The organism is Phycobacter azelaicus, from assembly GCF_014884385.1.
In the GTDB taxonomy this organism is placed as follows: domain Bacteria; phylum Pseudomonadota; class Alphaproteobacteria; order Rhodobacterales; family Rhodobacteraceae; genus Phycobacter; species Phycobacter azelaicus.
In genome coordinates, this window is sequence record NZ_WKFH01000003.1 from 1,757,021 (window position 1) to 1,770,490 (window position 13,470).

Genomic DNA, 13,470 nt, shown 5'->3' on the forward strand with positions numbered 1-13,470 from the left:
CCTCTGCGCAACTGCGACCTAGGTTTGCTGCCAAAGCCACTGTAAACCCAAAGGACCTTTTGATGGCCGAGCCTGTTTTACTCACCCTTTCCGGATCGCTGCGCAGGGGCGCGACAAATCGTATGCTGTTGAAAGAGGCCGCGCGCCTCTTTGGACCCTGCACTCATGTGGAAGGCGACCTGAACTTGCCGCTTTACAATGGTGACGATGAGGATCGTGACGGTGTGCCAGCCGCAGTGCAGGCATTGGCAGATCAGATTGCATCGGCCGATGCTGTCGCGATTTCGACGCCTGAATACAACAAAGGTCCCTCTGGCGCCTTGAAAAATGCCCTTGATTGGGTGAGCAGGGCCGATGGAAAGCCCTGGTCAAACAAGCCGGTCGCAGTGATGTCCGCCGCGGCCGGACGCGCTGGCGGGGAGCGAGCGCAGATGATCCTCCGCAGTTTCATGGTGCCGTTTCAGCCGCGTATTCTGCAGGGCCCCGAAATGCATCTTGCGGATTCATCGAATGAATTTGATGAAAACGGGCAGCTCAAAAGTGAACTCTATTGCAAGACACTTGAGACACTGATGCAGAAGCTGCGCTCTGAAATCGTCGGCTGACTTTGCACGAGGTCCTGTAGCGCTTGCGCTTTGGATTGGGCGGGATAAAGTCGCGCCCATGAGCACATCACACGCGACCTCGCAGACCGAATGTCAGACCGACGTGATGGACCCCGCCCGTGCCGCTGCATTTGAGGTGGCACTGGCGCGGGAGCCGTCCATTTTGGCAGGAAGTCCCTTGCCGCCCTTTTACCATCAGCTCTATTTCTGGTCCCCCCAGGCGCCCAGGGGCCTTGGGCGCGATGGTCATCCGCGTGTTGGGGCTGAGGGCAGTCTGATTCCCGATCTTGGGTTGCCACGGCGCATGTGGGCTGGCGGGCGGTTGCAGTTCGATACAGCGTTGCAGGCAGGCACTTCGGCCGAGAAGCGATCGACCTTGGAAAAGGCGGAGCACAAAGAAGGCCGGACCGGCCCGCTCGCCTTTGTCACCCTGCGGCATGAGATCTGGCAGAAGGGTCAGCTTTGCCTGACGGAATGGCAGGATCTTGTCTACCGGGAAGACCCGGATCCAAAGGCGCCGCAGCCGGTTGCGCCGCAAGCGCGCGTTGACGAGACAGATGCGCGGGAAGAGGCGTTTTCCTCGACCCTGTTGTTTCGCTATTCGGCACTGACCTTCAACGGGCACCGCATCCACTATGATCTGGACTATGCGCGGGATGTAGAGGGCTACAACGGGCTGGTGGTGCACGGCCCTCTGCTGGCGCAACACTTGATGCTACTGGCAGAAGAGGTGATTGGTCCGCTCAAACGGTTTTCCTTTCGGGCGTCGTCACCATTGATGCATTTCGAGACGGCGACCTTCTGCCGGGCTGGCAATGATCTTTGGGTGCGCGGCCCGGACGGGCGGCAATGCATGAGTGCAAAGGCCGAGGCAGCCTGAAAAGGGAGGCTCCCGCCTGCCGGGCCATATTCTGCGAATATGACGCGGGCAGTTGGGCCTGGCGCCGCTGCGCGGCGTGAAAGAAGCTGAGAAACGTTTTGAGGGGCAAGTCCGCCCTCAAATGCGCCTGTCCAAGTCTGTGTGTTGCGCTCCGCGTCAAGGGCAAGGCGCGCGATGCGCGCAGGCTGCGCCTCCCTTGACTCGGATCGAAACGGAAGGCGTGCCCGTCAGAGGTTGTCTTCGACGCGGAAGCCTTCGGGAATTCTGTCCGTTTGCTCCAGGAGTAGATCGGCCATGACCTCGGCCACCTTGGGCGCCATGCCAAAGCCGATCTTGAAGCCGCCATTGGCGATGAAATGGCTGGGCCGGTCCGGCCAGGGACCCAGCATGGGGGCGCGGGATTTGGCACGTGGGCGCACCCCGGCCCACCGCTCGATCACCTCGGCTTCCTGCAGCAGGGGAACGGCGCCGCGGGCGCGGGAGAGGATGTCGTCCAGCTGTTCGTCTGTGCCGGAACCGTTATCAAATTCCCGCTCACTCGTGGAGCCAATACCAACGGTGCCATCCGCATGCGGGATGATATGGAGGCTGTCTGCGTAAAGCTGTGGAGCCTCTCCGGCGTCGTAGCGCAATAGTGCGGCCTGGCCCTTGACGCCGCCGCCGACGGTCTTGCCGGTGATCTGGTTCAGTTTCTGTAAACCCGCGTATCCGGTAGCGTGCAAGACCTGTCCCTGATCGCTGCCGTCAGTAAGGATGGGAACGCCTTTCGCCTTCAGGGCCGCAACGAGGGCGTCGCAAGCGCGGCGGGGGTGCATGCGGGCGCTGAGCGTGTCGTGGATCACCAGGCCGGTGGCGCTGGGCGGTGCCCAGTCGCCGAAAGCCTCGGCCGCGCAGACGGTCCATTTGGCCTGTTGCCCCTCGCTGGTCCGCCAGAGATCAGCGGCGGTGCCTTCGCGCTGGCGGGCCAGTTCCAGCGTGCGGGCGTCGTTGATCGGTTGCAGCCGTCCCGTGCGCCCGTAGCCAGCTGATACACCGCCTGCCTTTTCAACGTCGTCCCAGAAGCGGTGCGCCATCAACAGGCTTTCGAATTGGAACTGTTTCTTGGGGTTCCAGTTTTCCGGTACATGTGGCGCCAGCGCGCCCACGAGTCCGCCGCTGGAGCCTGCACTGGGGCCGAAGGGGTCGATCACCTGTACACGTGCGCCGCGCCGGGCACAGATCCACGCTATGGAGAGGCCGAAGATGCCCGCTCCGCGCACCGTGATATCTGCCATTGCCATTCGCCCGCCCTTTCGCCAGTGTCGCGCCATTCCGCCACATCACTTAGGGGAAAACAGCATGGCAGACCAGCAGGCCAGCCTCAGCTGGCGCGATGGCAGCGTTCCGGTGTCAGACCAGTTCGACGATCCCTATTTCTCTCTGCAGGACGGTCTCGCGGAGACTGAGCATGTGTTTCTGGGCGGCAACGATCTGCCGGTACGGTTTAGACCGGGGTTTCACATCGCAGAGTTGGGCTTTGGCACCGGGCTGAACCTGATGGCGGCGTGGAAGCTGTGGGAGGAAAGCGGTCAGGAGGGCGCGCTGCATTTCACCAGTTTCGAGGCCTTCCCGATGGCGCCTGTCGATATGGCAAAGGCGCTTGAGGCCTTTCCGGCCGTTGCCTCCTGGGCCGAGCGATTTCTGGCAAAATGGAGCGGGGAGGGCAGCTGCGCCTTTGACACTCTGCAGTTCCAGATGATCAGGGACGACGCGCGCCTGTCGCTGCCAGAGTGGACAGGGCAGGCCGATGCCTGGTTTCTGGACGGGTTTTCCCCGGCCAAAAACCCCGAGTTGTGGGGTGAAGAATTGATGGCCGAGGTTGCCCGGCATACGGCGCCCGGCGGCACGGCAGCGACCTATACGGCGGCGGGCTTCGTGCGTAGGGGACTGGAGGCGGCGGGGTTCACCGTAACGCGCATCCCCGGCTACGGGCGCAAGAGACATATGACGAAGGCAGAACTGGCATGAGCACCGCAGAGACACACGAGGCAGGCAACAACACGCGCCTTGGCGTGCTGCTGATGATTGGCGCCACGATCGTCTTTGCCCTGCAGGACGGGATTTCGCGCCATCTGGCCGGGGAATACAACGTCTATATGGTGGTGATGATCCGCTACTGGTTCCTGTCGCTTTTCGTGATCTCCATTGCTTTGCGCCAACCGGGGGGGCTGAAAAAGGTCGCCCGCACCCGGCAGATCTGGCTGCAGATCTTCCGGGGCTTCATCTGTGCGGCCGAAATCTGCGTCATGGTGCTGGCCTTTACCCTTTTGGGGTTGGTGGAAAGCCACGCGGTCTTTGTCTCATATCCGTTGATGATCGCGGCCCTGTCTGGGCCAATTCTGGGAGAGAAGGTCGGGATCTGGCGCTGGAGTGCGATTCTGGTCGGGTTCCTTGGCGTTCTGATCATCCTCGAACCTGGCGTCGGTGTGTTTCAGCCCGCAGCCCTGGTGCCGCTTTTGGCCGCCTTGATGTTCGCCCTTTACGGGCTGCTGACGCGCTATGCGGCGCGAAAGGACAATTCGGCGACCAGTTTCTTTTATGTGGGTGTTGTCGGCGTAGTCTTCATGACCCCGATTGGCCTCTGGAATTGGGAGGCGATGAGCGCGCCGGATTGGGGCTGGATGGGGCTCTTGTGCCTCACCGGCGCGCTGGGTCACTACCTGCTGATCCGCTGTTATGAGGCCGCAGAAGCCAGCGCAGTACAGCCTTTTGCCTATCTGCAACTGCCCTGGGCGGCGATGCTGGGGCTTGTGGTGTTCTCCGAGACGATCCGCTTCAACGTGGCGCTTGGGGCGGGCATCGTCGTGGCAGCCGGGCTGTTCACCCTATGGCGCGAACGCCGCAAGGGTTGAGCCCTTGAGTTCCCGTGAGAACGGGATCGGCAGCGGCACCTTGCCCAGCCGGGCGCGGTAGACCGGCAGGCTTTCGGTGACGCGCATCACGTAGTTGCGGGTCTCATTGAAGGGGATGTGCTCGATCCAGTCGATGACATCGGGTGTACCGTCGCGGGGATCACCATAGCGCTCCATCCAGGCGATAGGGCGTCTAGGGCCTGCGTTGTAGCCCGCGGCCATCATCACCACGTTGCCACCAAATTCTTCGGCAAGGCGTGCAAGATACTGCGCGCCGAGGGTGGCGTTATAGTCCCACTCAGCAGTCAGGCGGGCGGTTTTGTGCTTGTCCAGAATACCCAGTTCCCCCGCGACCAGTTTGGCCGTCGTCGGCATCACCTGCATCAACCCGCGCGCGCCGGCGTGGCTGATTACGCCGGGGTCGAATTCGCTTTCGCGGCGGGCGATGGCGAGGGTCATCTCCGGCGCCATCGGCAGCTTCTGCTCGGCTACCGGATGTAGGGGATAGTAGGCCCCTTTCAGTTCAATACCATACTGCGCTGCACGCTTCCCAATCATCACCGCAAGGTGCGGTTGGTTCATTTCGACGGCCATCTGTCCCATCTGGAAGGCCTGTTCCGTTGGCAGGCTTTCGGTCAGATGGGTAAGAAAACGTTCACCCAGTGAAAGCTCTCCCGCGCGGAGCAATTGAAGCCCAGCCTCGGCGACCGAAGAGTTCAGGAAGGCGGCGCTGCGCCAGTCCGGCAGTGCGGGTGGGTTTGCCAGGTCAGGATCAAACGGGCGCCCCAGCGCTTCAGCGGCAAGAATGCCGTAGAAAGAGGTCTGAAAGGCCGCGCCCTTTGAATACGCGGCATGGGCCTTTTCCACCTGGCCAAGCGCGGCATATGCGCGGCCCAGCCAATAGCCGCCACGACCGACCGAGATGGGCGTTTCGACCGAAGCAAGGAAACGCTCGAAATGCTGCGCGGCCAGCGCGGCATCATTGAGCTTTCGCAGGGCGATGTAACCAGCCAGCCATTCACAGTCAGAATATCCATAGCCCGCCTCTGGCGTGGAAAAGTGATAGGCCGCAAGCTGGTAAGCGCGTTCATTGTTGCCATCGCGCATGTCCTGACGGGCCAGATCCCGGCGGCGGCGCAGCCAGTCTTCGGGGCGGCCAAGCTTTTCGGCGCTCACGCTGCGCTCCATCAGCATTTGGATGGCGCTTTCGCGTCGACCCTTCTGATCACGCCAGTCAAAGCGGTCATAGGCAAGGCCAGCATCGTCTTTCAGACTGTCCGGGACAGCGGCGATCTTTGCATCCACCCCGGCGGCGCGTTCCTGCAGCGCAATGCGCGCCTCGGCCAGTTTGCGATGCCCTTCCGGCACCAGTTCGAGCATCCGGCGTGAGCTGACAAGATGATGATCCCACAAGAGCCGGTCCAGCCGCGCAGTGTGATGCGGTGTGATCAGGGCGCCAAAATCCGCAAGGAATGCCTTCTGAAGCTCTTCGGTCATAGGCATGGTTTGCCAGGCGCGAATGATTTCGGTCTCTCCCTCGCTGCGGCGCCCCGCGCGGATGAGGGCGCGGGCAAGGCTCAACGCGCCTTCGGCCGTTTCGGGGCTGTGGTCCGAATAAAAAGAGATCGTGACAGGGTGAGGCGCCTTGGCGAGGTTTTCCTCTTGTTGACGGCGCAGGTAAGGCAGACCCGGCCAGTCCGGACGCCGTGCCAGGAAGGTCATAACCTCACGCGACGTTCCTTCACCCGCGCGCAGCCGGTGCCATTCAACCAAATCGCGGGCGACGGTCGCCTCGGGACCTGCTCTTTCAGCGGCCGCGTCCCAGTCCCTGTCTCGCACCAACTCCATCGCTTCGGACAAGCTGTCAGACCACGCCGGGCCCGAGCCAAGGATCGGAAGGATCAGCAGAATGAGGGCCAGAATGCGTGTCATCTCTTGCATTTTCTCGTGAACCGGGGATAGAGGCTGTGACGATAATCCGTGACGACCCGGTATCAACTGAAAACCCCGGTTCGTCCACCATTCCGGCGGGGCTTTGCCTGCCGACCACTCGCAACTAAGGGAGCGTGCCCATGTTCAAAGGCTCTATGCCAGCCCTCGTCACCCCGTTTCGCAACGGCGAGCTGGATCTGGATACGCTCAAACACTTGGTAGAATGGCATATCGAGCAAGGTTCGACTGGTCTGGTGCCCGTTGGCACCACCGGAGAAAGCCCGACTCTAAGCCATGAAGAGCATGAAACCGTGATCGCGGAGGTCGTGAAGGCCGCAGCTGGCCGGGTGCCGGTCATCGCGGGCGCGGGCTCCAACAATACGGTCGAGGCGATTCGCTTTGTTGAATTCGCCGCGCGCATTGGCGCCGATGCGGCCCTTGTGGTGACGCCCTATTACAACAAGCCGACACAGCGCGGCATGGTGGCGCATTTCACCGCCCTGCACGACTGCGCCGATATTCCGATCATCATCTACAACATCCCGCCGCGCTCGGTCGTGGACATGCTGCCCGCCACCATGGGTGAGCTGGCCAAGCTGCCGCGCATCGTCGGCGTCAAGGATGCCACCGGCAAGCTGGAGCGCGTCAGCCAGCAGCGTGCGTCCTGTGGAGCGGATTTCATCCAGCTGTCGGGCGAAGACGCCACCGCGCTGGGCTTCAACGCCCATGGCGGTGTCGGCTGCATCTCGGTCACCGCGAACGTGGCGCCGAAGCTTTGCGCCGAGTTCCAGGCGGCGACTCTGGCCGGTGATTACAAGACCGCGCTCGAATATCAGGACCGGCTGATGCCCCTGCACGAGGCGATCTTTATCGAGCCGGGCCTTGTGGGGGCAAAGTACGGCCTGTCGAAACTGGGCCTGTGCAGCGAAGAGGTCCGCTGTCCGCTGACCACGCTGGAAGACAGCACCAAGGCAGCGATCGACGCGGCGATGAAGCACGCAGGCCTGCTCTAAATCCCTCGAACAGCCTTTATGAAGATGTACATCAGCCCCCTATTTGGGGGCTGATTTCATTTTTGGGCAAGTCGTCGCTGGTTAGGGCGGATAGCAGATGTCGCGTCTTGTCCGGATTGCGGATCACATAGATACGCGAGATCCGCCCCACTTCGATTTCAAGGGCGGTCGCCTGCAGGATCCCCTCTGGCTCCAGGCTGAGCATTGCGGGAAGACCATTGAGATGGCACTGGCGCGTCGCAGTAGGGGAATGGTCCGGATATTTTCGCGCCAAACCATCGAGCAATCGCAGGACTTTGGCCGCCCCGAAAATGGGATTGAGCGCGGCCATTGCCTTGCCGCCCCCGTCAGAGATGAGTTGAACATCATCCGCCAACATGTGCTTGAGGCTGTCCAGATCACCCGCCTTGGCGGCCCGAAAGAAAGCTTCTGTCAGGGCTTGGCTCTGGCCCGGTGCAACGGGCGTCTTTGGCTTGCCATCCTGCACCTTCTTGCGCGCCCGCGTGGCCAGTTGGCGGCAGGATGCGGCGCTGCGATCCAGCAGGTCCGAGATCTCGGCGAAAGGCGTGTCAAAAACGTCATGCAACAGGAAGGCCGCTCGTTCGGCCGGGGAAAGCCGCTCCAAGGCCATCAAAAGCGCAACGGAGACATCGTGATCAAGCCCGTCCAATGGCTCATCGGTGAGGATCGGCTCCGGCAGCCATTCTCCCGGGTATTCCTCGCGGCGCACCCGCGCCGATTTCAGGTGGTCCAGACACAGGCGCGAGGTTATGCGGACCAGATAGCCAACCGGATCGCGTACCTCTGACTGCTCCACGGATTGCCAGCGCAGGAAGCAGTCCTGCAGGATGTCTTCGGCATCGCTGACGCTGCCCAGCATGCGATACGCGATCGCGAACAGGCGCGACCGCGTTGCAAGGAACATATCTGCTCCATTCGGTGTCAGAGTTGCTGCTCTCACGCGGCGTTGGCCTCCTGCGTGGCAGGATGCGGTGTGCCAAAGGCGATTGCAATCCGGTTCCAGGCATTGATTGTCGTGATCGCCAGGGTGACGGCGACCTGCGCGTGAGGTGTGAAGTGCTGCGCCAGTGCCTGATAGTCCGCATCCGGAGCACCGGCCGTTTCAATCCGTGTCAGTGCCTCGGCCCAGGCCAATGCGGCGCGCTCGCGCGCGCTGTAGAGCGTGGACTCGCGCCAAGCAGGCAAAAGGTGCATCCGGTCCTCTGTTTCACCGTTCTTGCGGGCATCGTGAGTGTGCATGTGAATGCAGAAGGCACAGCCGTTGATCTGCGAGACCCGCAGTTTGATCAGCTCGATCAGGCTGTGGTCAAGTCCGCTGTCCTTGAGCGTAGCTTCCATCGCCATCATCGGCTTGAAAAGGTCGGCGGCTACGGCGAACTGGTCCAGTCGTTGTGTCATTGTCAGGGTCCTTTTTCTGCGGTTACAGGAACAGGACGACACAGCCGTTTGATGTGTGACAGGAGGCGGCAAAAAAACCTGGGGGCCATTCGACGAAGGCCACCAGATCGTGTTCAGCGCTTACCGTAGTAGAGACCGACCACATGTTCGGCCTCAGCAAAGAACAGCCAGCGCAGACAGGCCACGCCTGCGATATGCAACAGCACCGCAAGGCCCGCCATAAGATGTTTCAGCATCAGGCCTGAAAAGGGCATGACCATCAAGGCAATCGGCAGGGCGAAGGCGAGGGCAAAGCCAATGACGCGCAGCTTCAGCGCGTGCTTGCGCCCCACCACATAGACGAACTCGCGCAGCAGGTAGTTGCTGCCCGTGTGCGGCGGTTCAAACGCGCGCACGGTGCCGCGATCCCCCAGCCCCGTGGCCGTGCCGATGTCAGTGCCCGACTGCGTCAGCGCCTTGTCCGTCTTTGCCCAATAGATGAGCTGTATCGCCCCAGCCAGCGCCAGTAGCCAGGGGGCGAGGCTTTCGCGGCCCGCCAATAGCGCGCCACCTGCGATGGAGAAGCTCAGAAACACCATGGGCGTGATCGGGCTGTGCCAGCGCGGGATCGTCTTTAGCTGGGTGTAGATCATCGCGGTGGTGAACACGGTGCCGATGCTGAGCGCGGCGCCGAGCAGGCCGAGGAGACGCCAGTCAGCCTCAAGGAAAACAGCTCCGGCGGCATAGAGCGCCATAACCAGCAGCGTGGAAACGGCAGCGCAGCCTTCGCGGCTGAGCCAGCTGGTCCGCCACTGGCTGAAGGCCTTCCAGGCACGTTCCGGGTGGCCAAGGTGAAAGGTCGAGGCCAGCAGGCCGCCCACGGCCAGCGCATAGGCGATGGCATAAAACACGAAGGCGACCCAGCCTGTAACCGAAGGCATGCCCAGCCCAAGAAAGGCCAGCAACCCAAAACCAAGCCCCGACAGGGTGGTAAAGATGATGACGGAAGGAGCCGGATGCATCAGGAATTTCCTCCGGGCAGTTTATCAAGTGCCTTGTCCAGCCAGCCAAGGAAGCCAGCGGGTTCCTCCGCGACGGGCGCCAGAAGCGGCGCCAGAATGTCGATCTGATCCTCTATCCGGTCCTTGGGGCGGGGCGGCAGGTATTTGTTGACAGGTTTTGTGCCCATCTCGGGCATCAGGTCCATGCCGCCACGGTCGGCGACTAGTTGTGAGACTTCGCTAGCCGGATCGCCCAGATCGCCAAAATGCCGCGCGCCCGCCGGGCAGGTGCGCACACATGACGGCACGCGGTCTTCTTCGGGGAGGTTTTCGTTATAGATGCGGTCCACGCAGAGCGTGCATTTCTTCATCACACCTTCGGCTAGGTCCAACTCGCGTGCGCCATAGGGGCAGGCCCAAGCGCAGAGGCCACAGCCAATGCAGTCGCTTTCATTGACCAGAACGATGCCGTCCTCGACCCGCTTGTAGCTGGCACCGGTGGGGCAGACGGTGACGCAGGGCGCGTCTTCGCAGTGCAGGCAGGATTTGGGGAAATGCACCAGCTGGGCATGTCCCTGCTCCGGTTGCACCTCGTAGGAATGCACGCGATTGAGGAAGGTCCCCGAAGGATCCGCGCCATAGGGATCTTGATCCGACAGCGGCGCGCCGTAGTTTTCGGTGTTCCAGCCCTTGCAGGAAATCACGCAGGCATGGCAGCCGACGCAGGTATCCAGATCGATCACCAGACCCATCTTCCGGCTCGTCTGTGCAGGCAGTTCGGTCATTTGCCCACCTTCCATTTCAGATCCTTGGGACCGGTGTCCACCGGTGAGGTGATCGGCGCGAACGCGGGCTGGCTTTCGGCGATCCCGTCAGGCGGCGCGGCCTTTTCGATCTTCACCTTGAGGTCGAACCAGGCGGCCTGGCCGGTGATCGGGTCCGAGTTGGCCCAGCGAAGCCCGTCCCCTTTGGGCGGCAACAGCTCGTGGATCAGATGATTGAGCAGAAATCCCTTGGTCGCCTCGGGCGCGTTTTCGTCCAGCGCCCAGGCGCCCTTGCGCTTGCCGATGGCGTTCCAGGTCCACACCGTGTTTTCATTGAGCGCGGCCATCTCCATCACCGGGACCGTGATCTCGCCATGCGGAGATGAGACCCGCGCCCAGTCACCGTCTGACAGGCCATTTTCGCGCATCAGTTTCGTGGGCACATACAGGGGATTACGTCCGTGTAATTGCCGCAGCCATGCGTTTTGGCTGCCCCAGGAATGGTACATCGCCATTGGGCGCTGGGTCAGCGCGTTGACGGTGAAGCCTGCGTTGCCCTGCTGGTCCGTTTCATACCAGATTGGCAGCGGGTCCATGGTCGCCTTGATGCGTTCGCGCAGATGCTCGGGCGGTTGACGTTCCCCGTATCCTTCAGCGGCCAGCTGGAATTTTCTCAACGGTTCTACATAGAGCTGGAACAGATAGGGTTCGGGCTTGTCGTAAAGACCCATGCCCACCGCCCAGTCCTGATAGGCGGTGTTCCACGGTTTGTAGTAGAGCGCTGCATCTGGGATATGGCTGACATGAAAGCCGCCGTTTTCGATATAGCGGTCCAATTGCTCAGGGTTCACATCGCCGCGCCCCGACTGGCTGCCATCGCCGCGCCCCGACTGGCTGCCATCGCCGCGCCATCCCGCCAGCGGGCCAATGCCCGGTTTGCGCTCGTGGTTGACGATATAGTCGGCATAGTCCTGATATTTCGCGCTGCCGTCCTCGGCGGTGAAGCCGGGCAGTTTCAATCGGTTGGCCAGTTGCACCAGGACAGTTTGAAAGCCGCGCACGTCCCGGTCCGGCTCCACCACCGGCCAGCGGATGGCATCGGCGGCGGCGTCCGCCTCGCAGATGGGGCGATCCAGCAGCGAGATACAGTCGTGCCGCTCCAGATAGGTGGTGTCGGGCAGGATCAGGTCGGCATAGGCGACCATTTCCGAACTATAGGCGTCGGAGTAAATGATACGCGGGATAACGTATTCGCCGGTCTCATCGGTGTCGGTCAGCATGTCGATGACGCCGCGGGTGTTCATCGATGAATTCCACGACATGTTCGCCATATACATGAACAGCGTGTCGATCTTGTAAGGGTCGCCCGCATGGGCGTTCGAGATCACCATATGCATGAGGCCATGGGCGCTCATCGGGTTTTCCCAGGTGAAGGCCTTGTCGATGCGCGCCGGGCTGCCGTCGTCTTTCAGCGCCAGATCATCTGGCCCGTGCACAAATCCCAGGTGCGGGCCGTCCAGCGCGCAGTCGGGTTGGACGCCGCAGTGGGGCTTGGGGTGCGCAGTGGCGGGTTTGGGGTAGGGCGGTTTGAAGCGGAAACCGCCGGGGACCTCGACCGTGCCTAGAAGGATCTGCAGAACATGCAGCGCGCGGCAGGTCTGAAAGCCGTTGGCATGGGCCGAGACCCCCCGCATCGAATGGAACGACACCGGGCGCCCCACCATGGTTTTGTGCGTCTCGCCGCGAAAATCGGTCCACTCCTGCGGGATCTCGAAAGCCTCCTCAAAGGCTACACGGGCGATTTCTGCTGCGATGGAGCGAATCCGGACGGCGGGGATGCCGCATTGACCGGCCACAGTCTCGGGCGCGTAGTCGTCTGACAGGTAGCGTTCGGCCATCAGGTGGAACACTGGCCGGTGGGTGACGCCCGCATGGCGATAGGTGGCATGAAGATCGGGGCGCACGCCGGGCTGATCAAAGGGCGCGAGCTTGCCGGTATTGCGGTCGATCACCAGCTCCTTGCCATTCTCATCGCGCATCAAAAGGCCTTTCTCTGGCCCTTCGCTGGCGTTCACCAATACCGGCGCATTGGTAAAGCGACTGAGGTAATCAAGATCGATCTTCCCGGCTTTCAGCAGCACATGCACCAGCGACAGGATGAACAGCCCATCGGTGCCGGGAGTGATGCCGACCCAATCGTCCGCCACCGCGTTATATCCGGTGCGGATCGGGTTGACGCCGATCACCCGCGCACCGCGCGCCTTGATGCGGCCAATGCCCATTTTTATGGGGTTGCTGTCATGGTCTTCCGCGACGCCGAACAACATGAACAGCTTGGTATGATCCCAGTCCGGTTGGCCAAACTCCCAGAAGGCGCCGCCCATGGTGTAGATGCCGGCGGTCGCCATGTTGACCGAACAAAAACCCCCATGCGCGGCATAGTTGGGGGTCCCGAAATTCTGCGCCCAGAAGCTGGTAAAGCTTTGCGACTGATCGCGTCCGGTGAAAAACGCGAGCTTTTCAGGCGCGCTTTTGCGCAGGGGCGCCAGCCAGGAAGCCGCCATATCCAGCGCCTCGTCCCAGGTGATTTCCTCGAACTCCCCCGATCCGCGCGGCCCAACCCGCCGCAGCGGCGCGCGTAGGCGCGAGGGGGCGTTATGCTGCATGATCCCGGCGCTGCCCTTGGCACAAAGAACGCCTTTGTTGACCGGGTGATCGCGGTTGCCCTCGATATAGGCCACCTGTTTCTTGCCATTGCTGCCGGTTTTCATGTGCACGTTGATCCCGCAACGGCAGGCGCACATATAGCAGGTGGTCTGACGCACCTCTTCGGAAACCGGAGGAGAGGTGTCGATCTGTGGTTGGTTGAAACCCATGGCTATCCCCGTTCGTCGCGTTCTGGCAGGCTAGGTCGGATGAACCGGCCTTGCGAGAGTTTTCTTCTATTGTTCGGTTTGGTGGGAAAATTTCCCATTACTGCATGCTT

Annotated in this window: 12 protein-coding genes; 5 read left to right on the forward strand and 7 right to left on the reverse strand. The window is 61.8% G+C overall.

Annotated features, from left to right (window positions below; all coding sequences use genetic code 11):
• Positions 1-62: 62 nt before the first annotated feature.
• On the forward strand, positions 63-605 hold the full coding sequence (locus INS80_RS09545) for an NADPH-dependent FMN reductase (protein WP_192965408.1): 543 nt from the start codon (positions 63-65) through the stop codon (positions 603-605).
• A 58-nt stretch (positions 606-663) separates the two neighbouring features.
• Positions 664-1,485: an HTD2 family dehydratase gene (locus tag INS80_RS09550; RefSeq protein ID WP_192965409.1), complete on the forward strand. Its 822-nt coding sequence runs from the start codon at positions 664-666 to the stop codon at positions 1,483-1,485.
• Positions 1,486-1,712: 227 nt separating this feature from the next.
• Here INS80_RS09550 and INS80_RS09555 read toward each other — a convergent pair whose 3' ends face one another.
• Complete coding sequence (locus INS80_RS09555; RefSeq protein WP_192965410.1) at positions 1,713-2,765, reverse strand: NAD(P)/FAD-dependent oxidoreductase; 1,053 nt, start codon at positions 2,763-2,765, stop codon at positions 1,713-1,715.
• Between the two features lie 58 nt (positions 2,766-2,823).
• Between INS80_RS09555 and mnmC2 the strand changes: the two genes are divergently transcribed.
• The gene (mnmC2, locus tag INS80_RS09560) at positions 2,824-3,492 is read left to right on the forward strand and encodes a tRNA (5-methylaminomethyl-2-thiouridine)(34)-methyltransferase MnmC2 (protein ID WP_192965411.1); all 669 of its coding nucleotides are present in this window, start codon (positions 2,824-2,826) and stop codon (positions 3,490-3,492) included.
• A complete protein-coding gene (locus tag INS80_RS09565; protein WP_192965412.1) occupies positions 3,489-4,376 on the forward strand; it encodes a DMT family transporter in 888 nt (295 codons plus the stop codon). Before mnmC2 ends, INS80_RS09565 begins: the two co-directional genes overlap by 4 nt.
• Here INS80_RS09565 and INS80_RS09570 read toward each other — a convergent pair.
• On the reverse strand, positions 4,350-6,308 hold the full coding sequence (locus INS80_RS09570; RefSeq protein WP_192965413.1) for a lytic transglycosylase domain-containing protein: 1,959 nt from the start codon (positions 6,306-6,308) through the stop codon (positions 4,350-4,352). The two genes, INS80_RS09565 and INS80_RS09570, sit on opposite strands and share 27 nt — an antisense overlap.
• Before the next feature lie 140 nt (positions 6,309-6,448).
• Between INS80_RS09570 and dapA the strand changes: the two genes are divergently transcribed.
• Positions 6,449-7,321 carry a 4-hydroxy-tetrahydrodipicolinate synthase gene (gene dapA, locus INS80_RS09575; protein ID WP_192965414.1) on the forward strand — a complete coding sequence of 291 codons (873 nt, stop codon included), beginning with the start codon at positions 6,449-6,451 and terminating at the stop codon, positions 7,319-7,321.
• Between the two features lie 31 nt (positions 7,322-7,352).
• On the opposite strand, the gene INS80_RS09580 is transcribed toward dapA, so the two are convergent.
• The 5 genes from INS80_RS09580 to INS80_RS09600 form a co-directional block, all read right to left on the reverse strand.
• A complete protein-coding gene (locus INS80_RS09580) occupies positions 7,353-8,246 on the reverse strand; it encodes a sigma-70 family RNA polymerase sigma factor (RefSeq protein ID WP_192965415.1) in 894 nt (297 codons plus the stop codon).
• Positions 8,247-8,278: 32 nt separating this feature from the next.
• Positions 8,279-8,740: a carboxymuconolactone decarboxylase family protein gene (locus INS80_RS09585; protein ID WP_192965416.1), complete on the reverse strand. Its 462-nt coding sequence runs from the start codon at positions 8,738-8,740 to the stop codon at positions 8,279-8,281.
• A gap of 113 nt (positions 8,741-8,853) precedes the next feature.
• Positions 8,854-9,741 (reverse strand): dimethyl sulfoxide reductase anchor subunit family protein, encoded by an 888-nt coding sequence (locus INS80_RS09590; protein WP_192965417.1) that lies wholly within the window; start codon positions 9,739-9,741, stop codon positions 8,854-8,856.
• A complete protein-coding gene (locus INS80_RS09595) occupies positions 9,741-10,505 on the reverse strand; it encodes a 4Fe-4S dicluster domain-containing protein (protein WP_192965418.1) in 765 nt (254 codons plus the stop codon). The genes INS80_RS09590 and INS80_RS09595 overlap by 1 nt, the downstream gene beginning before the upstream one ends.
• Positions 10,502-13,360, reverse strand: a complete 2,859-nt coding sequence (locus INS80_RS09600) for a molybdopterin oxidoreductase family protein (RefSeq protein WP_192965419.1) — start codon at positions 13,358-13,360, stop codon at positions 10,502-10,504. The genes INS80_RS09595 and INS80_RS09600 overlap by 4 nt, the downstream gene beginning before the upstream one ends.
• Between the last annotated feature and the right edge of the window lie 110 nt (positions 13,361-13,470).